Here is a 17,898-nt window from a genome sequence, read left to right as displayed (position 1 = left end):
TCGGTTTGGTGAGAGCTACGTTCTTCGGAGGAGTTTATCACTCGGAAATGAACGAGAAGCGCGTAGCCTTCTCGTGTATCACCACGTTCGACACCACTTCATCCATCGGAGCTACAGCACAGAAATTCGCCCATGACGTGGCTGCTCAAGTGCGGACGTCATCTGGACGAACAGAGCGACTGTGCATTCATTCGTGGTCATCTGCCACCGGGAATCGATGTCGAGGTCGTTCTCACGCCAGCTGTCGAAACCGCTGCGGTCCTTCCTGCCAATCCCGATGCGCTCGTGGCCAGCGATGCAACTGAATTCGAGCGGCAGCAGGCCGAACAGCTCCTCGAGAACGTCGACGCCGAGTTCCTCGTTCTCGTGACGACCGAACCGGCGCCGCTAGACAGGATCCCGGTGAACGATCAACTGACGGCCGACCACGCCCACCAGTTCGGGCTCGCCTTTCACGAACTGCTCCATATCCTCAAGACGGCTATCGGCCCCATCGCAGAACTCCTCGAAACCGAGATCGATCCCGACTATCGCCAGCAGGTCCACGATCTCGTCAACATCATCGAGGATGGAGCCATCGAACAGGAAGCCGTTGAAGGAGCGAACTTCAGTGACAACGCCGAGATTCGCCTCGAACTCACCCGCCGGATCCATTCGCAAGTTCCCGATGACATTCCCGACGGAGAGCGGGTTCGGTTCTCCTTCTGGGACGCCGTGACGAGCGCGCTCTACGAATGGTCGATCTATCCAACGGGCATCACGGAGGTACTCCTCGATGAAGACGACAAGCGGATCGTCTTCGCGTCGGAGGCGGATGCCACGGGCTTCGATACTGTTCAGGAAGCGCTCCAGAGGTTGGCAAGGAATGCCCTCGCGATCCGGAGCGCCGAACGCGACGACGTCACCCACAGCCACGACAAGACCGCATCTGTACGGCGAGCTCGGCTCGTCGGCGAGACCTGGCAGTCGGCGACCCTCCCGCTCCTCGAGGACCGTTCCGAAGCACCCTCCGAGTCGCCAACAGAGGGCGATAATCAAGAGACTGCTGCGGACTCCGTCTTATCGCCGGACTCGGACGGCTCGGAAGCAGCTGGTCCTGAAACTCAAACTGATCGAGCGAGCGACGAGAGGACTGACGTAAGGAGCGACGAGCGCGCGCAGTTCGAACGGAGCGCAACGGATGATCCGTTCCAGGACGCCCTCGATCAGCCCGCAATCACCCCGGATCGGCTCGACGAAGACCTCGACGAGACACCTGTCCTCGAAGATCCGAACGCCCACACTGCCGATACCTCCGGCCCGAACCCTGTCGATTCATCGCCAACGGCAGGCAGCGATGGAGACCAGCCGAGAGCCGTCGGAACGCAGCGTCGACGTTATCGACGGCCCCGTCGACAGCCCCCCGACCAACGATCATCCCTGGGTCGACGATCCTGCTGACGGACTGGGATTGACTGAGGTGACCCTCACGGTGGGGACGGACCGGACTCGAGATTTCCTCGGGACAGAGCCCGACGAACTCTCGATTACCGTCGCCGACGACCGATTCACCGTCGACGGGCGAGGCCACCTCGAGTGGGACTGTGATGGATTCGCGCTCGCTCACGTCCTCGTCGACGACCGAACGGCCGAGGTGTACGTCGAAGCCGCTCCCAACGACGCGTGCCGAACGAACGACAACGACGAAGCACGAGGGCCGTGGCTCACCCCCTACACCGTGACCGGGCAGTTCACCGGTGGACGACCGGACGCGCTGGAGGTTCACCTCGAGGGACAGTACATCAAGGGAGACGGTCCCCGAGGAGGCGCGTTCGCGAGGACCGACCTGTGACCGCCAGCCTAGGGCGAGTCGAAATGGGAGAACGACTCCAGGAGGTCACTGCTGGCAGACGAAATTTACCGCCTCGAATGGGGCGAGGGAGCTGGCGGTTCTGCAACGCCAGTTTCCTCGGGACCTCATGCCCACCGACGATTCACGGCCGTCCGATCACGAACCGGCAGACGACCATTCACGACTCGGTCTCTCGGTCCATCGTCAGGCAGTCTTCGGGACGGGGGGACTGGAGGTCGAGACGGGTGCGGTCGAGACCACGCTCACCGATCACAGCATCGAGGTGGGCCATCAGCGATCGACTCGACTTGATATGCCCACGAGCGAGAGCTTCATCGACGATCGGCCGCAGACGAGTGACGGCAAGGTGGATATTGGTGAGCAGGAGTCGCTGTTCGCCTCGCCGAATCCCGGCCAGCGAACACTCGACGGTCGCGAGCCACGCCTCACGGTGGTTCCGCGCGTCGGTCGCCGCGTTCCCGCCGACCCGGAGCGCGGGACGTGACGAGTTCTCTGGCTCACCGACGGGAGGTCACGCCCAGCCGTATGTATCGGTTATTCGACGGTATGGCTATCACTTCTGAATATATCAGGAAACGCTTATTTTCTGATTTTGCGTGGAGTCTGGTGATATGCGTGGACCGGTCGACGAACGAGACGCACCGGCACGGGTTCTGTGCGTGGGCGGTGAGCCGGCGATCGAAGAGGCGTTGCGGTCCCAGTTCGAACGGGACAGCGACATCAATATCGTCTCCGAGAGCCGTGCCGAAGACGTCGTCGAACGGGTCGCGTCCGAGCGAGTCGACTGCGTCGTCACTGCCAGTGAACTTCCGGACCGGACCGGCGTCGACCTCGTCGCGTCGATCAGAGAACGCGACGAGACGCTTCCGGTGCTGCTGTTCACCGACAGCGGTTGCGACGAGACGGCGCGAAGCGCCATCCGAGCGGGCGTTTCCGGCTACGTCCCGTATGAGACGCCCGACGACGGGGTGGCGCTTCTCGCCGATCGTCTCCGGGCACAGGTCAGGGACGTGCGCGAACGACGGCACACGAGGCGACTCGAAACGCGATTTCGACAGACGATCGAACGGACAACCGACGCTGTGTACGCGGTCGACAGGGAGTGGCGTATCGAGTACATGAACAGGGCCATGGCCGAGCGCGTCGGTCGTGACCCCGACGCCGTGGTCGGGAACACGCTCTGGGAGGAGTTCCCCGCGATCGTCGGAACGGATATTGAAGAGAAGTACCGGACTGCGATGGAGACCGGATTCCCCGTCTCGTTCGAGAAACGGCTCGGCAAGCCGTTCGACTCCTGGGTACGTGCCCGCGCCTTCCCGGACACCGACGGGCTCACCGTCTTTTCTCGAGAAATCAGCAGTGAACGAGACCGACAACAGGAACTCGAGCGACACGAGGCAGTGCTCCAGAGCGTGCACGATGCGGTGTTCGTCGTCGACGACACACTCACCGTGCGGTTCGCGAACACCGCCGCCGCCAGAGCCTTGGGCCGGCGCACCGCGGCGCGAGTCGAAGATGAGTCGCTCGGTACTCTCGTCGAAGGGATGGTTTCTGCCGCCGACGCGACGGAGTTCACTCAAGCGGTCAAAGAGACACGCAGAGAGATTGAGGGCGACGGCGGTGCGACCGGGTTGTATGACTTTGACCTCCGGCTCAGTCTCGACACGCAACTGGATCGACGGTGGTACGACGTTCGGCTGGCACCCCTGGAGAACGGCGAGGACCAGGACGTGCTCGTCGTGGCACGGGACGTCACTGACCAACACGCGGTCCAGCAGCAACTCGAACGCGAACGCGACCGGCTCCGAGAGGTCCAGACCGTGGTCGCCGACGAGACGCTCTCGAGCGACGAGCGCGTCGAGTCGCTTCTCGAACTCGGGTGTGAGACGCTGGACCTCGACATCGGGCTGGTCGCGGCGATCGAAGACGACACGTACACCGTCGACAGCGCGTACGCGCCGGACGCACCGATCGAACCCGGCGACCGGTTCGCCCTGTCTACGACGTACTGTGACGAGGTGATCAGGACGGACACCGTCAGCTCGTTCGTTGACGCGATCGACGCCGGCAAGAGCTCACACCCCGCGTATCAAGAGTTCGAGCTAGAGGCGTACGTTGGCGTGCCCCTCACCGTCGACGGGAAACGGTTTGGGACGCTCAACTTCTCGAGCCCGAGCGCCCGCGACAAGCCGTTCGACGAGTTCGAACGCACGCTCGTGGAACTCATGGCCGAACTGATCGGTGCGGAACTCACGCGGGAAACGCGGCGCACCGAACTCGAGCGACAGAGCTTCCTCTTCGAGCGCGTGCAGGACCTCGCCGACATCGGGATCTGGGAGTACGATCCGGCGGCGGACGACCTCTACTGGTCCAGCGGCGTCCGACGCATCCACGGCGTCGAGCCGAGCGATGAGCCGACGCTGACCGACGGGATCGAGTTCTACCACCCCGACGACAGGGACACGATCACTGCTGCCGTCGAACAAGCGCTCGAAACGGGAGACCCGTACAAACTCGACCTCCGCGTCGTCCGGGTCGATGGCGACGTCAGAGACGTTCGGGCGTGGGGCAATCCGGTAGTGAACAACGACTCGAACACCGTGCTGCGGGGTGTGATGCAAGACATCACCGAGCAGAAACGCCGGGAACGAGAGTTGCGACGGGCGCGACAGCAGTTCGAGACGTTCACCAAGAACGTCGATCAGGGCTTTTTTCTCGTGCGGCCGGACTACTCGGAAGTGTTGTTCGTGAACTCTGCCGCCGAGGACCTCTACGGCGTCTCTGAACACGAACTGCGCCGGAACCCGGAAGCGTGGCTCGACAAGATTCACCCGGACGATGTCGAGGCGATGGAAACAGACATCGAGCGACAAATGACGGGGGATGCGGACTGGCCACAGGTACAGCAGTTCCGTGTCCGGCACCCCAAGCGCGGCACGCGGTGGCTTCGGTCGCAGGTCTACCCGATCCGGGACACTGACGGAAGGGTCGTGCAGCTCGCGGGGATCGCTGCTGATATCACCCCATTCGAGAAGCACAGGCGAAAGCTGGAACAGCTTCAGCAGTACACGAGTCAACTGATCGATGTATCGGATGCGGCCGAAGCAGCCCGGATCGGTGTCGACGCAGCGATCGACGTCGTCGGGGTGGACTTCTGCCGGATCCAGCTGCAGGGTCCCGCACAACGGGCTACCGACACGTCCCAAGACGAGGCGACCACCCGAGCGGTGACGACGTACGAACGAGCGGCCGAGGCCGGCCCGCTCTCGGCGTTCGCGCGAAACACGTCGACCGGCGAGGTAGCTCGGAAACAGACATCTCCGGACGGCGGGACGGTTGACCCAGCGGCGAGGGAGACGCCACTGACCATCCCGCTCGGAACCCACGGCGTGATCGGTGTCTCCGAACTCGATGCAGCCGACTTCGACGAGATCGACACGACCGTCCTGGAACTCCTCGCCGAAGCGCTGTCCGGTGCGCTGTCCCGCGCGGAAGGGACGGCACTCCTCCGTGACCGCGAGCGGGCGCTCGAAGCACAGAACGATCGCCTCGAGAAGTTCGCCAGTATCGTCTCCCACGACCTGCGAAACCCACTCGGCGTCGCGAACGGCTATCTTGAACTCGCCGAAGAGATGGGAGAGCCCGCGTACTTCGAGAAGACGGCGTCGGCGCTCGATCGGATGGAGGCGCTCGTCGACGACCTGCTGACCCTGTCGAAGGCGGGCACCGAGATCGAGGACCCGACCGACTGTGCGCTGTGTGCGGTCGCTCGCGACGCGTGGAGCTACGTCGAGACGAAGGACGCGGCGGTGCACGTCGACGAAGGACTCCCGACGGTCGAGGGCGACGAGAGCCTGCTCACGCAACTGTTCGAGAACCTCTTTCGCAACGCGGTCGAACACGGTCCCGACGACGTGAGCGTCACCGTCGGGCCACTGACGGACCAACCGGGGTTCTACGTGGCAGACGACGGTCCCGGGATCCCGCCGGAGAAACGTGAGGAGGTCTTCGAGTACGGCTACACGTCGAGTCCCGACGGCACGGGGTTCGGGCTGGCGATCGTGACCGACCTCGCCGGCGCACACGGCTGGTCGGTCGGCCTCGCGGAGAGCGCGTCCGGGGGTGTGCGCTTCGATTTCACTCCACCCGGGCGAGACCCTCGGTGATCGGGGTTGTAGTTATCTGTGAAGATAATGAGGCATGAATTCAATACGGACGGACAATTCTGATACGCATAGCATGAGAACAGCAGGCATGGACGAAGAGATCTAATGATTGCACGGGTCGGACTCGGCGCGACGACGAGTGACAGTCCCGTGCCTACGTTCCACCGGGTTCGAGTGGGAGTGAGCGACCGCCAGATAGGGTGCTCCACCGGCGCGGCGCGGGGAGCAGGCGCTCGGTCGAGTGCCGACACCCGCGCACTGGTCGGCATGCGACCCCACCGCACACCCCTGGAGCGACCGTGAGGATCACCGTCCAGCGCCGACAGGCCGACTGCCGGACTCGGATCCTCCACGTCGACGACGACCCCGCGTTCACCGATCTGACCGCGACGTTTCTCCAAGGGGAGTCCGATCAGATTGGTATCGAGACGGCGACGAGCCCGACGCAGGCACTCGAGGCGTTCGACCTCGCGGCGTTTGACTGCGTCGTCTCGGACTTCGACATGCCCGGGCAGAACGGCATCGAGTTTCTCCGGACGGTCCGGACCCGACACCCCGATCTGCCGTTCATTCTGTACACGGGGAAGGGGAGCGAGGACGTCGCGAGCGACGCGATCTCCGCCGGCGTCACCGATTACCTCCAGAAGGGGCTCGGCACGGAGCAGTATGAGTTGCTGGCCAACCGCGTCCAGAACGCGGTTTCGCAATACCGTGCCGAGACGCAGGTCGCCGAAGTCGAGTCACGGCTTCGAGACCTGACCGAGGCGACGTCGGACCTGCTCTGGATGTTCGACAGCGACTGGGAGGAATTGCTCTACATCAACTCCGCGTACGAGGACATCTGGGGATACCCTGTCGACGACCTGTTCGACGACCCACGGAGCTTTCTCGACCAAGTCCATCCGGCGGATCGGAACGACGTCGAGGCGGCGATGGCCACCGCCTCGGACGGCAAACGGGTCGACATCGAGTACCGGGTCACACCCGCCGAGGGGACACACCGGTGGGTGTGGGTGCAGGCCACCCCGATCGCCGACGGCAGCGGGACCGTCACACGAATCGCCGGCTTCGGGCGTGACATCACCGGGCGGAAACGCCGCGAGCGACACGCCGCACGGACGGCCACGGTACTGGAGACGGTCGTCGACGAACTGTCGACCGGCGTCCTCGTCGAGAACATCGACCGGGAGATCATCGTGGCGAACGACGCGCTCTGTGGCCTGTTCGGTGTGCCTGCCTCGTGTGACGACCTCATCGGTCGCGATTGTGCGCAGGCGGCCGCGGAATTGCAGGGCCTCTTCGCCGACCCCGACCGGTTCGTCGACCGGATCGAGGAGCTCCTCGACCGACGAGAACCTGTGCACGGTGAGCGGTTCCAGCTGGCAGACGGTCGGACCCTCGAGCGCGATTATATCCCATACACGCTCCCCAAGGGCGCGGCGAACCTGTGGCTCTACCGCGACACGACGGACCAGTCGAGCGACGAACGGCGCTGACTGGCCGGCTGGTGGTGTCGTACCCGTAGAGCAGCGGCTTCTGCGTTCACTCGTGAGCCGCTAACTCAGCGTCATCCGACCGGGGTTCGAGCCGAACGCCACCGAACTCGAATCAGGAACCGCCAGCAGAACGCTCGGTGATGTCCACGTCCGACTCGTGTGCCTCAGCGATCCGGCGGACAATACTGAGTCCAAACCCTGTCCCGCCGGACGCCGAAGAGTGACTTGGCTGGTACACGGTCTCGTGCTTGTCTATGGGAATACTCAGTCCCTCGTCCTCTACGTAGAGGCCCTCACCGGTCCGGCCGACATGGACAGTGACGTCGTCAGGGCCGTGCTCGACCGTGTTTCGAAGGAGGTTCTCAAAGACGTACCGGAGCCGTGACCGGTCACCGAACAGATCGAACGAATCAACGAGTTCGACTGTGGCGCTGTCAGCTCCCGATAACTCCCAGCAACTCTCGACGAAATTAGGGCCTGCAACCCGTGTTGTCTCGCCCACTGTCTCGCCTTGTCGCGCAAGCGTCAGCATATCTTCGATACTCTCCTGATTCGACCGAGTACTTCAACAGTGCTCCGTATGTGCAGTCTCACACGCTTCGGCCACGAGCATCGGCCGTCCCTGTGCGACATAGAGTCGGCTCCGCAGGTCGTGCGAGACGACGCTTGCGAACTCATCAAGTCTGTCTTACCGTTGCTGTAACTGTCGACGTATGAATATCTGCAGTCTAGCGATGGATACCACCATCTGTTGACACCATCGCACCCGTTTTGGATGTGTGCACTGATGACTCAGCCGCTGCTTCTCCAATCGTGAACCCCGAGAGCAGCCCTTGGAGTTCCTCTGCTTGGTCGGCAAGCGTCTGCGTGTTCTGTGCAATTTGTGTGAGCGAGGATGCCTGCTCTTGGGCGGCTGCAGAAACGTTCCCGGATTCACCACTTACTTGTTCCGCGGCATCTGCAACCTGGTCAATCATGCTGGCGACTTCTTCGGTGGAGGCAGCTTGGTCATCTGCTGCAGCGCCCATCCTGCCGCATAACACCTAGTGCCGCTTCAAGCGTGATTTGTTGGATATAGCTGACGGAGTTTGATACGTGCGTCCTCGGTGGTGAACTGCCAGTCGATGGCCGAGTTATCCTCATTTCGAGTGCGCTCCCACGCAGCTACCTCCGCACGGAGGGTCGCTGCGTCGGGAATACGACGATCGAGGCATTCGGTAGTGAGTGCGCTGAACTCTATTTCGGCCATGTTGAGCCAGCTACCGTGTTTGGGCGTGAAATGGAACTCTAGCTTCCCAAGCAGACGGCGTGCTTCCTTCGGTGGGAGAAATTCGTAGAACGCGTAGGCTTTGTGCGTATCGAGGTTGTCGAGCACCACCCGGATGCACTCGGCATCCGGGTAGTGCTCATCGGAAAGTGTCTGCATCTGCTGGACGAATTCTTGCTTGCGACGGCGTTTTGTCACCTCGACGTGTCGCCAGCCAACGAGCGGTTCACTCATCATGAAGAGGTTCCGTGTGCCGTTTCGTTCGTAGGTGTAGTCGTACCGAGCGACCGCTCCCGGACGGGCCGGGAGCGGGTCACGGACGTGCTTGTGAAGCGCTTTGTTACTCTCGTCGAAGCAGACGACAGGACGAACTGGGTCGTACGGTTCGTGGTAGAGGTCGAGGAGGTCTTCCATCCGACAGACAAACGCGGCGTTGTGTTCGGGTTTGATCACCCACGATTCTGATCGGTGAGGGTGTAGCCGTGTTTTTTTAGCACCTGTCGGACGGTTTCGTGAGAGATCGACTCGACGTCGATCTCGTTGAGGGCAACGAGGTGTTCGGCTAGAAGGTGAAGCGACCAGCGAGAGCGTCCTTCTGGTGGGTCGCTACAGGCCAATGCGATGAGGTGAGCTTCTTCGCGCCCATCGAGTTTACGCTCGTAGACACGGTCGGCCTCGCGGCGATTAATCGCCGCAAGGCCGTCCTCCACGTACCGTTTCCGAATGCGTCCAACCGTGCCGGGGTGACAGCCGACGGCTTGACTGACCTGCTTGTCAGTCAAGCCGTCATCGGCGTGCAAGAGACACCGTGCACGCGTGAGAACGCGTGTTTTGTGCGTTCCAGCCGCTAGCATCGCTTCGAGTTCAGCTCGTTCATCGGCAGACAGATCGACAACGTACTGTTTGGTTCGTGGCATGATGGACTTCAGAACACGTCTGATACTCCTAAGAGGTGCGCTGAGGAGAAAAATCTAGCAGTTCAGGGCTGAAGCGGCACTAGGAGTCAACAGACGGCGACGAGGTGTATTTAAACCCTTCTCCCATTTCGGAGTAGAGTTCATTATGCCACGTCATCCCCATCTCCTCCGTCGTGCGATTTACTAGAGTCAAGATTACCGTAGTTCATAATAAAACCACTGACGCTTGACTTTCTGGAGAACGCGTCAGCCTCTCCCGCGGTCAGCTCGTCACTTCTGCCGTCGTTCCTGTTCAATAGTTTGTTTTCTCCATAGAATTATTGTGGTCCAGCGTCAACCGCTACGTATGACCGATGAATCAGGGGCCGAACTCTGGAAAGAGCACCAGAGCGCCTTTGACCGCGTGCGCGCAGTCGCCATTACAGTTTCCGAGCCCAAGCCGGCTGACTGGATTGCAGAGCAGGCCCACGTCGCGGGAAATACTGCGCGCGACCATCTCCAGCGCCTCGTCGAGATGAACGTTCTCCGAACCACTACCGGAGGAACCGCAACCCAGTACGAGCCCGACCCGCTCTACACGCGAATGCAAGCCCTCCGCGACCTCCTCGACAACCGGACCCGCGACGACCTTCTCGAACTGCGTGGCGACCTACAGGAGCAGGTCGAGGAGTGGCAGACTGAGTATGACGCAGATTCACCGAGTGACCTTCGCAAGCAGGCGGCACATACCGATACCGCCGAGACAACGCGAGAGATGCGCCAGACGGCGAACGACTGGGACATCCTCGCGTATCGTCTCCAGCTTGTAGAGGACGCTATCGAACACTATTCTGACTACGCTGGAAGTACCCCGGCACCTGCCTGACCGGATGTTCGCGTTCGACGGCGGCTACGACCCCGGACAGGCATCGCACACGGTTCTACTTGAACTCAGACGCACGATTGAGCGGCATCCTGCCGTCCAACATGCGAGTGGGGAACCCCCCGGCCAATTCATCCGTGTGGTTGCGACACTTGACCCGGCTATTCTCGGAAGCGAAGCGGACGAGGGAACACTCACCCTTCGGTGGTACGCGGGCGAGACTGCCGACGCAGACCCAGAGTTCGCCTTTCATTACAGCGAAAGCTCGAACTTCGACTGTGGGTGGCACCACGAGCCGAATCCGCACGTAGATGGATGGGCACACTATCAAGAACGTCTCTCCGCGGGCAATGAATACGAGTACGAGGCGGTCTCTTTCGACAGCCTCCAGCCAGTTCCGTTGCTCTGGGGAATTCTCGACCGCCTCGAAACCCGTCTCACCGACCGCTAAGCATTTCGACCGGAGTGGCTGAGAGAGAAAATCAAAGGAGTCACTTATGCAATCCCCGCGTGGTCCTCTATTGTTTGCCAACGGGACGAATACGTTCATCTGGCTCTGTTGAAACCCTCAACGCTCGACAATATCGGCGTGCAAGGTACAGAGAATCTATCCAACACAGCGGCTTCGGTAGATTCGAGTCTGGATAGAAAGACCGGTTGAATCGGTGAGAGATACCCAACGAACAGTAATCGTTGTGGATGAAGACATTTTACCAGCCGGTTCGGAAGCATGAGTATGCAGAGACGGCGATATCTACGTGCAATCGGGGGATGTCTCGGTGCCGTATCAGTATCAGGCTGCACGGGAATCCTTCCGGGGAGTAATCAAGAGCCCGAGTATCCGGGGGGAACACTCGTCATTAAGAACACAGGGAACAACGCTGTCCCAGTATCGGTCGAGACGAAGTTAGATGAATACGATGCCTCCCTTGATATTGATGTCGCTGCCGGGACGACGGTCGTTCGTCGTGCGTTTGTCACCGCTGAGCAGGGTGAGATAGTCATGCTCATCGCCCAACTCGGCTCGACAGGAGATGATATACGGTTCCAGTTTCTCCCGGCAGGTGGAGAGGATACCCCTCCAGAAGTGACGCAACTCACATTCGAAAACGCAGTCGAGGCGAGTGCGACGTGGACTGCAACAAGTGGGGAATAAGTCGGTTCCTATCAATCAGCGACTTGCTGTGTAAGCGCTCTGTATTCGGCAGGACTACTGAAACCTATCACCGGGTGAGGGTTTCAACAAGGCCGTTCATCACACTACAGACCAGCCGGACGCCTTCATCGAATGGTATTATATTGGATTTGGTGGAAAGATATTTCATCTATGCCACCAAATTCTAATCTATGTCAGCAGAGACGGACAAACAGGGCCGCCTCTACATCCCCAAAGAGGTGCGAGAAAAGTACGGGGAACGGTACCACATCGTGACCTACGAGGATAGAATCGAACTCATTCCGGTCGCAGACGACCCGCTCGCGGCTGTCCGCGCAGCGGCAGGTGAGCTCCGTGATGCTTCTGTCGAAGAGATACGAGAGGATATCGAGGACGAAGCGAAGGCGGAAGCTCGGAGTGAGGGCGGTAGATGACGGTGTACGTCGAAACGGACTTTCTTCTTGCCCTCGCGAAAGACACCGATTGGCTACAGGAGTCGGCAGAAGCCGCGCTTGACGAACACGAAGTCGAAACGTCGGCGTTCTCGTATCTCGAACTCGTCCTCGCTCGGGAACGTTACGAGTTCGATTACGTTCCGCTCGTGGCCAATCTGCTCGAATTAGTTCCCGTCCGTGACGAGGAGGAGAAGCAGGTGGTTCTCAAAGCCGTAAACTACTACGACGAGGGAATGACGCCTTTCGACGCGTTCCACGCCGCAACTGCAGAAACCCGAAGACTAGACGTGCTCTCCTCGGAGAAAGATTACGAGAATATTGAGGTTTCGAGGGTCCCGTTGGAACCAACCGATGAGCAGGAAGAGTGATTCGTCACGGCCGTACCCCTGACTCGTAGCGTTTACTTGGGGAGCCGGAAAGCGCTTTGAGTATCTGTATCATACGTGTATATATGGGCCGCAGCGAGGAGCGCAAGGTCGGAGAACGCGGGCAAGTCATCATCCCTAAGGAGCTCCGAGAGAAGTTCGACATTCACGGAGGCATCCGTCTTTAGTTAGGAGACGAACCGCGTGACAGTAGCGGCTTATCGAGGCTACTTTTCGGAAGGAGTGAGGAGGAGAAGTCTGTGCACAACTCTCCGTCCTCACCTCGAATTATGCGTCGACTCACTACGCTTTTTCCATCTGAGTTCCTCGAAGAGCACGCCGAGGAACTCGGCGTGGTCGAACGCAACAGGAAAACACAGATGCCCGCCCTCGTGTGGTCGTTCGTGTTCGGCTTCGCCGCAGGCGAGAGCCGAACACTCGCTGGATTCCGTCGCAGCTACAACGCTACCGCCGATGAACCGCTCTCTCCCGGCGGATTCCATCAGCGGTTGACGCCGACGTTTGCGGAGTATCTGCGCGACCTCGTCGAGCACGGCCTCGACGAGGTCGCTGTTCCCGACGCTGTTGACGCTGATATCGACCGATTCAGGGACGTGATGATCGCTGATGGAACGGTGTTGCGGTTGCACGAGTTTCTCTCTGATGAGTTCCAAGCCCGTCACGAGGAGCAGGCTGGAGCGAAGCTCCACCTGCTCCACAACGCCACCGATGAGACGATTGAACGGATCGACGTGACAGACGAGAAAACGCACGACAGCACGCTGTTCAAGACAGGTTCGTGGCTACAAGGACGGCTGGTGTTGCTTGATCTGGCGTACTTCAAGTACCGCCGGTTCGCGTTGATCGACGAGAATGACGGCTACTTCGTGAGTCGGCTGAAGAAGAGCGCGAACCCGGTGATAACGGAGGAATTACGGGAATGGCGCGGGCGCGCCATTCCCTTGGAGGGCAAGCAGATCCACGATGTAGTCGATGATCTCTCGCGGAAGTATATCGACGTAGAGGTCGAAGCGGAGTTCAAGCGAGGCCAGTACGAGGGAACGCGCTCGCTGGATACGAAGCAATTCCGCGTCGTCGGCGTCCGCGATGAGGACGCCGACGACTACCATCTGTACATCACGAATCTGCCGCGAGATGAGTTCTTCCCAGAGGATCTAGCAACGTTGTATCGGTGTCGTTGGGAAGTAGAAACCCTGTTTCGTGAACTGAAGACGCAGTACGAGTTGGACGAGTTCGACACAAGCGACCCGGATGTAGTGAAAATTCTGCTGTATGCGGCGTTGCTGTCACTGCTGGTGAGCCGTGAGCTGTTGGATCTGGTTACCGAGCAGGCTGACGACGAGATCGTGTTTCCACCGGAACGCTGGGCGGCGACCTTCCGGTCGCACGCCCAGCTTATCCTCCACGAACTTGGTGAGTATCTCGGCTACTCGCCACCGCCGTTGCTGGAGCGGCTGATCGAGGATGCCCAGAAGATCCACCAGCAACGAACGATACTCCAAGAGACGCTCGCTACCGCTACGCAACCGAGGTGTGAGGTCTAACTAAAGACGAATGTTCACGGAGGCGACAAGGTAATCATCCACGAGGAAAACGGGAAAATCACTATCGAGAAGCCAGTAAGCCGAGATGTGCTCGCCGAAGGCTATCGACGATATGCAGCAGAGTCGGAAGTCCTCGAAGAAGAGATGGCCGTGTGTCGCACGAGAACAATCGATATCTCGGCGATGTGCCGGATTGGTAACTGCTGAACGTTCCTCGTCCGGACATAGTTATCGTTGACCTCAATCCGGTGGGGGGCGCGGAGCAGCGGGGAACTTGCCCGTGTCTCGTTATGCAAAACGACGTTGGGAACGGGACGCCCCGACGAGGATTGTCGTCCCATTCACGACATCCCGAGGAGACCTGCTGTATCCCTTCGAGGTTCTCGTCTCGGCCGGTGCGTGCTCGCTGAGAGAAGACTCGGTCGCCTTCTGCAGTCAGATTCGCACCGTCTCTATTGAACACCGCATCGCAAACAATATCGATTCCATCCCCAACACTCGGATGGAGGAAGTCGATGATGCACCAGAATACAGTCTCGGCTTGAAAAACCTATAGAGCCGATATTCCACGCAGAAATTTAGTTGTCTTCGGCTTCTTCGGGCGGAACTGGAGTATGGGTGCAGTTCGGTCTGCTGGGGATTGTCACGGGCGTATCGTAATTTTGGCTCTGGTGAATCGCCATACAGCGCGTGATTTCACGGGTCTACAGCTTGCTTGATGTTGTGAACGATACACATCAAAACGAGTTCACGAAATTCACGGAACCAGGTTCGCGCACGCACGGCGTTGCCGAGCGTGCGCTTGATCGACGAGAAGACGGTCTCACACATCGATCTCTGGCGGTAGCGAGGCCCATCGACCCGCGCGTTGTGCGCGTGGTCGATGGGCCGGAAGAGTCGGTGCTTAATCAGCGGTCTCACGCCCTCTTCTCGAAGTTTTTCGCGTAACGCCATCCAGTCGTAACCTTTGTCGGCGGCGAGGCTGGTCAGGTCGCCTGCGTTGCGGCAGGCGACCTGCCAGCCGAGTTGTGTGTCGTGACGTTTCTCGGTCGTACAGTGAATGTCACGGATGGCTTGAGTCTCTGTGTCGACGAGAGCGGTTGTTTTGAGTGTTTGAACGCGATAATTCGTCCGACGGCAGTAATGTTTGCTCGCGTTTTCACGGTCGAAGAACGTCGCGTCGATAGCGGCGTGACCCGAGAGGTCGTGCAGCTCCGACGAGAGTCGGAGCAGCACTCGCCAGATCTTCATCTGGAACCTATCGAATGCCTTCACTAGCGTCGAGTGATCAGGGAGATCGTCCTCTTCGAGGCCGATCTCCCCGAGAATTTGTGGCATCTCGCTCAGCCAGTCCAAGGCGTCACGGTACGACGCATCGAGGTAAACCCGCAGACAGTGGAGGGAAACGAGTGCGTAATCGGCGAAGCCGCCACCCCCTTCGGGGGCGGCGACTTCGCCTCGTCCATCAACAGCATTTTTATCCAACGTGACTGCTTTGCTCGTGAAGCGGGAGATTTTCGACATAGAGCATCGTCAATTTCCCGCTTCAATTCCCTAGTTCTGACGGACGAATCAGATGCCGTCTAGTGATTCACCAGAGCCGTTCATTCAAAACTGTTCTCCCGTCAGTAAGTGCTGTGATATCGGAGCTCTCGCGTCGTAAGCGATCGTGCAGTCCGGTATCGGATCCGCGACGGGTTCTTATTCTGGAGGTGCCTCCTGACGGTCGAATTCAGATGCTGGAACTCTATCGCCTCCCTGGCTGTCCCTACTGTGCGAAAGTGGAGCGGAAGCTCGACGAGCTAGGCCTCGAGTACGAACAGCACAACGTCCTCCCGTTTCGATTCCTCCGCTTCGAGGTCAAATCAATCAGCGGCCAAGCAGGTGTTCCCGTCCTCGTTGACCCAGAACATGGTATTGACGGAATGGCCGAGAGTGACGACATCGTCGAGTATCTCGAAGAGACGTACAACTGACGTGGCCAACGGTTCTTGTCGAATAGCATATCGGGAGACAGCATCGGCCGGGGCGTCCTGATGATTCGAACGGAGGTCGTAGTTGTCATTGCTGCGTTCGCACTCGCTGGACTCTGGCACTCTCTTCGGCGGCGGAATATGGTTGTCTCTCCAGCGATAATCACTGCGGTAATTCCGTGGTTCGTTGCCGTTGTGGTGGGCGTCGCGTTCGTGCGGTCGATGAATGTCGTCGGTTCGTCTGGCTCGTCTTTCCAAACTCTGACGGTGTACCTAACGGTGGGTATGTTCGTCGCCACTCTCTGGCTCGTCTTCGACGTACTCGATGTCCAAGATCGGCCACGGTGGACCGCGATCTCCGAATCGTCCATGCCGCTCGTGTAGGCGTATTCGACGTATTCCTCGCGTGACAGGGGATGCAGGGTAGTACTCGGACGTCATTCTTCGGCCACCCGTTGTTCGATATCCACGTGGTAGCCTCGCAGGACGTCCCGTCCCAGAAGCACGGGATAGCTCGTGTGGCTTCTGTCCTCGATGCTGGCCGTCGTGGAGTGCCACCGATTGCCGAGTTTGACCTCGAGGTCCACGAGTGGACACGCTTCTGTCTCCCGTTCCGCGTTCCGGATTTCACGCGAGTCGTGTCGACGATCGGACCCGCCCCGACGGCCGCGGCGAGATCGATGTCGATGCTCGTTCGCTGGGCTCCAGTGTCCGACTTGGCGACCGCGTATTCGATCTTCCGTCTCCCGCTCACGGCCACGTGCTCGGTGTAGCCGACCGTCTCCGGAGTCTCTGGCTTCGAACCGATCGAGGGTTTGCAGTCGGGCACGGAGTCGTCGAGTGTTGTGGCGAGTTCTGCGACCCGCTCTGACTCGACGCGTCCCTCCGCCCGCTCGATCGCGAGCCGGGCGATGTACGGTGCGGGACTCACGCCCGTCGACTCGAAAAAGCCCTTGAACCCGGCTGTCGCGTTCACTTCGAGGACGTACCACGTGTCGTCACGCCGCAGCAGATCGACGCCCGCGTAGTCGAGATCGAGAACGGTCGTCGCCTCTATCGCGAGGCGAGCGGGATCCTCGGGAAGGTCGTCCGAGATCCCCTCGACATCGCCGCCGAGCGCGACGTTGGTCCGCCATTCATCGGCTGGCGCGTACCGTTTCATCGCACCCACGATGTGATCGTCGACGACGTAGACACGGACATCGAATGGTCGTTCGGCGTCGGTGTCGAGGAACTGCTGGAGGAACGCCCGTCGTCGGGCGATCTGTGGAGAGACGGCCTCGTTCACGTCTACGAGTTCCATCCGGTCGCCGTTCGTCCCGATCGCAGGCTTGTGAACGGTCGGGCCGTCGACGGGATGATCGCCGTTATTGATGGTTTGATGAGCGAAGGCCATGTAGGCGTCCGGGACCGGGAGGCCCGCTGCAGCGAGGTAGCCGCCGCGCCGTACTTGTGCATCGCCCGCATGACGGTTTCGGGCGCGTTCAGGACGGGGCGTGCGGCGGCATAGCTCGTCGCCACACCGAGATCATCGAGCGGTTGCGAGGCCTTCGTCGTCAGGAGCCTGTTCGCGACGATATCGACATCTGGATCGAAATGGAGCGTCCCGTTTTCCATCCAGGTACGGGTGTTCTCTTCGCGAAGCCAGACTGGCTGTGCCCGAGCGCTCGAACCGCGTTACAGATCGTCTTGGTTTCTTTGCTATTGTGAAAACTCAACACCCCCACACGGACGCCCGTCGCTGGTTCCTCTGGAATCGTGCGACTCGTAGCGAAGGCCTCGCTCATGTCTAGAAATTACACTCTACATCGGGTTAGGTCAGCC

The 17,898-nt window shown here is 60.1% G+C and carries 17 protein-coding genes and 2 pseudogenes; 14 read left to right on the top strand and 5 right to left on the bottom strand.

The window, feature by feature from the left end; genetic code table 11:
- Window positions 1-132: 132 nt before the first annotated feature.
- From NKJ07_RS21540 to NKJ07_RS21520, 5 genes are all read left to right on the top strand, one after another.
- Entirely contained in the window at window positions 133-1,440 is a 1,308-nt protein-coding gene (locus NKJ07_RS21540) for a prolipoprotein diacylglyceryl transferase (RefSeq protein WP_318570606.1), read from the top strand.
- A gap of 19 nt (window positions 1,441-1,459) precedes the next feature.
- Complete coding sequence (locus NKJ07_RS21535; protein ID WP_318570605.1) at window positions 1,460-1,831, top strand: hypothetical protein; 372 nt, start codon at window positions 1,460-1,462, stop codon at window positions 1,829-1,831.
- Between the two features lie 127 nt (window positions 1,832-1,958).
- Entirely contained in the window at window positions 1,959-2,336 is a 378-nt protein-coding gene (locus NKJ07_RS21530) for a hypothetical protein (RefSeq protein ID WP_318570604.1), read from the top strand.
- 127 nt (window positions 2,337-2,463) lie between these two features.
- Entirely contained in the window at window positions 2,464-6,018 is a 3,555-nt protein-coding gene (locus NKJ07_RS21525; protein WP_318570603.1) for a PAS domain-containing protein, read from the top strand.
- A gap of 299 nt (window positions 6,019-6,317) precedes the next feature.
- Window positions 6,318-7,514, top strand: a complete 1,197-nt coding sequence (locus NKJ07_RS21520) for a PAS domain-containing response regulator (RefSeq protein WP_318570602.1) — start codon at window positions 6,318-6,320, stop codon at window positions 7,512-7,514.
- A 112-nt stretch (window positions 7,515-7,626) separates the two neighbouring features.
- Here the strand turns inward: NKJ07_RS21520 and NKJ07_RS21515 are convergent, their stop codons facing one another.
- The 3 genes from NKJ07_RS21515 to NKJ07_RS21505 all read right to left on the bottom strand — a co-directional run bounded on the left by NKJ07_RS21515 (window position 7,627) and on the right by NKJ07_RS21505 (window position 9,698).
- Window positions 7,627-8,046 carry a sensor histidine kinase gene (locus NKJ07_RS21515; RefSeq protein WP_318570601.1) on the bottom strand — a complete coding sequence of 140 codons (420 nt, stop codon included), beginning with the start codon at window positions 8,044-8,046 and terminating at the stop codon, window positions 7,627-7,629.
- A 196-nt stretch (window positions 8,047-8,242) separates the two neighbouring features.
- The gene (locus NKJ07_RS21510) at window positions 8,243-8,542 is read right to left on the bottom strand and encodes a hypothetical protein (protein WP_318570600.1); all 300 of its coding nucleotides are present in this window, start codon (window positions 8,540-8,542) and stop codon (window positions 8,243-8,245) included.
- Between the two features lie 26 nt (window positions 8,543-8,568).
- Window positions 8,569-9,698, bottom strand: a protein-coding gene (locus NKJ07_RS21505; RefSeq protein WP_318568060.1) for an IS630 family transposase whose coding sequence is annotated in 2 segments (ribosomal slippage) — window positions 8,569-9,263 and window positions 9,263-9,698 — 1,131 coding nt in all. Because the reading frame shifts where the segments join, the coding sequence is not laid out codon by codon here.
- Between the two features lie 346 nt (window positions 9,699-10,044).
- Here NKJ07_RS21505 and NKJ07_RS21500 point away from each other — a divergent pair.
- The 8 genes and pseudogenes from NKJ07_RS21500 (at window position 10,045) to NKJ07_RS21465 (ending at window position 14,657) form a co-directional block, all read left to right on the top strand.
- Window positions 10,045-10,563 carry a DUF7342 family protein gene (locus NKJ07_RS21500; protein WP_318570599.1) on the top strand — a complete coding sequence of 173 codons (519 nt, stop codon included), beginning with the start codon at window positions 10,045-10,047 and terminating at the stop codon, window positions 10,561-10,563.
- Between the two features lie 4 nt (window positions 10,564-10,567).
- Window positions 10,568-11,011 (top strand): hypothetical protein, encoded by a 444-nt coding sequence (locus NKJ07_RS21495; RefSeq protein ID WP_318570598.1) that lies wholly within the window; start codon window positions 10,568-10,570, stop codon window positions 11,009-11,011.
- Window positions 11,012-11,296: 285 nt separating this feature from the next.
- Complete coding sequence (locus NKJ07_RS21490) at window positions 11,297-11,716, top strand: hypothetical protein (RefSeq protein WP_318570597.1); 420 nt, start codon at window positions 11,297-11,299, stop codon at window positions 11,714-11,716.
- 191 nt (window positions 11,717-11,907) lie between these two features.
- Window positions 11,908-12,150 (top strand): AbrB/MazE/SpoVT family DNA-binding domain-containing protein, encoded by a 243-nt coding sequence (locus NKJ07_RS21485; RefSeq protein ID WP_251344018.1) that lies wholly within the window; start codon window positions 11,908-11,910, stop codon window positions 12,148-12,150.
- Entirely contained in the window at window positions 12,147-12,539 is a 393-nt protein-coding gene (locus tag NKJ07_RS21480) for a PIN domain-containing protein (protein ID WP_318570596.1), read from the top strand. Before NKJ07_RS21485 ends, NKJ07_RS21480 begins: the two co-directional genes overlap by 4 nt.
- An 83-nt stretch (window positions 12,540-12,622) precedes the next feature.
- Entirely contained in the window at window positions 12,623-12,724 is a 102-nt protein-coding gene (locus tag NKJ07_RS21475; protein ID WP_318570595.1) for an AbrB/MazE/SpoVT family DNA-binding domain-containing protein, read from the top strand.
- 102 nt (window positions 12,725-12,826) lie between these two features.
- Window positions 12,827-14,101: an IS4 family transposase gene (locus NKJ07_RS21470; RefSeq protein WP_318570594.1), complete on the top strand. Its 1,275-nt coding sequence runs from the start codon at window positions 12,827-12,829 to the stop codon at window positions 14,099-14,101.
- 203 nt (window positions 14,102-14,304) lie between these two features.
- Window positions 14,305-14,657 (top strand): annotated as a pseudogene (locus NKJ07_RS21465) (type II toxin-antitoxin system PemK/MazF family toxin).
- 140 nt (window positions 14,658-14,797) lie between these two features.
- On the opposite strand, the gene NKJ07_RS21460 reads toward NKJ07_RS21465, so the two are convergent.
- The gene (locus NKJ07_RS21460; RefSeq protein ID WP_318570593.1) at window positions 14,798-15,625 is read right to left on the bottom strand and encodes an IS5 family transposase; all 828 of its coding nucleotides are present in this window, start codon (window positions 15,623-15,625) and stop codon (window positions 14,798-14,800) included.
- Between the two features lie 206 nt (window positions 15,626-15,831).
- Between NKJ07_RS21460 and NKJ07_RS21455 the strand changes: the two genes are divergently transcribed.
- A complete protein-coding gene (locus NKJ07_RS21455) occupies window positions 15,832-16,077 on the top strand; it encodes a glutathione S-transferase N-terminal domain-containing protein (protein ID WP_318570896.1) in 246 nt (81 codons plus the stop codon).
- Window positions 16,078-16,511: 434 nt separating this feature from the next.
- On the opposite strand, the pseudogene NKJ07_RS21450 reads toward NKJ07_RS21455, so the two are convergent.
- A pseudogene (locus tag NKJ07_RS21450) lies at window positions 16,512-17,861 on the bottom strand (putative ATP-dependent zinc protease).
- Between the last annotated feature and the right edge of the window lie 37 nt (window positions 17,862-17,898).

The organism is Salinigranum marinum, from assembly GCF_024228675.1.
Lineage (GTDB): Archaea > Halobacteriota > Halobacteria > Halobacteriales > Haloferacaceae > Salinigranum > Salinigranum marinum.
The sequence above is the reverse complement of the archived record's forward strand: the minus strand, read 5'-3'. Positions and strand labels throughout refer to the sequence as shown.

What these genes read in the sequence shown, in the direction of transcription:
- NKJ07_RS21540 (WP_318570606.1), top strand. Translation starts at nt 133, where the DNA reads ATGACGTGGCTGCTCAAGTGCGGACGTCATCTGGACGAACAGAGCGAC.
- NKJ07_RS21530 (WP_318570604.1), top strand. Translation starts at nt 1,959, where the DNA reads ATGCCCACCGACGATTCACGGCCGTCCGATCACGAACCGGCAGACGAC.
- NKJ07_RS21525 (WP_318570603.1), top strand. Translation starts at nt 2,464, where the DNA reads ATGCGTGGACCGGTCGACGAACGAGACGCACCGGCACGGGTTCTGTGC.
- NKJ07_RS21515 (WP_318570601.1), bottom strand. Translation starts at nt 8,046, where the DNA reads ATGCTGACGCTTGCGCGACAAGGCGAGACAGTGGGCGAGACAACACGG.
- NKJ07_RS21510 (WP_318570600.1), bottom strand. Translation starts at nt 8,542, where the DNA reads ATGGGCGCTGCAGCAGATGACCAAGCTGCCTCCACCGAAGAAGTCGCC.
- NKJ07_RS21500 (WP_318570599.1), top strand. Translation starts at nt 10,045, where the DNA reads ATGACCGATGAATCAGGGGCCGAACTCTGGAAAGAGCACCAGAGCGCC.
- NKJ07_RS21495 (WP_318570598.1), top strand. Translation starts at nt 10,568, where the DNA reads ATGTTCGCGTTCGACGGCGGCTACGACCCCGGACAGGCATCGCACACG.
- NKJ07_RS21490 (WP_318570597.1), top strand. Translation starts at nt 11,297, where the DNA reads ATGCAGAGACGGCGATATCTACGTGCAATCGGGGGATGTCTCGGTGCC.
- NKJ07_RS21485 (WP_251344018.1), top strand. Translation starts at nt 11,908, where the DNA reads ATGTCAGCAGAGACGGACAAACAGGGCCGCCTCTACATCCCCAAAGAG.
- NKJ07_RS21480 (WP_318570596.1), top strand. Translation starts at nt 12,147, where the DNA reads ATGACGGTGTACGTCGAAACGGACTTTCTTCTTGCCCTCGCGAAAGAC.
- NKJ07_RS21475 (WP_318570595.1), top strand. Translation starts at nt 12,623, where the DNA reads ATGGGCCGCAGCGAGGAGCGCAAGGTCGGAGAACGCGGGCAAGTCATC.
- NKJ07_RS21470 (WP_318570594.1), top strand. Translation starts at nt 12,827, where the DNA reads ATGCGTCGACTCACTACGCTTTTTCCATCTGAGTTCCTCGAAGAGCAC.
- NKJ07_RS21460 (WP_318570593.1), bottom strand. Translation starts at nt 15,625, where the DNA reads ATGTCGAAAATCTCCCGCTTCACGAGCAAAGCAGTCACGTTGGATAAA.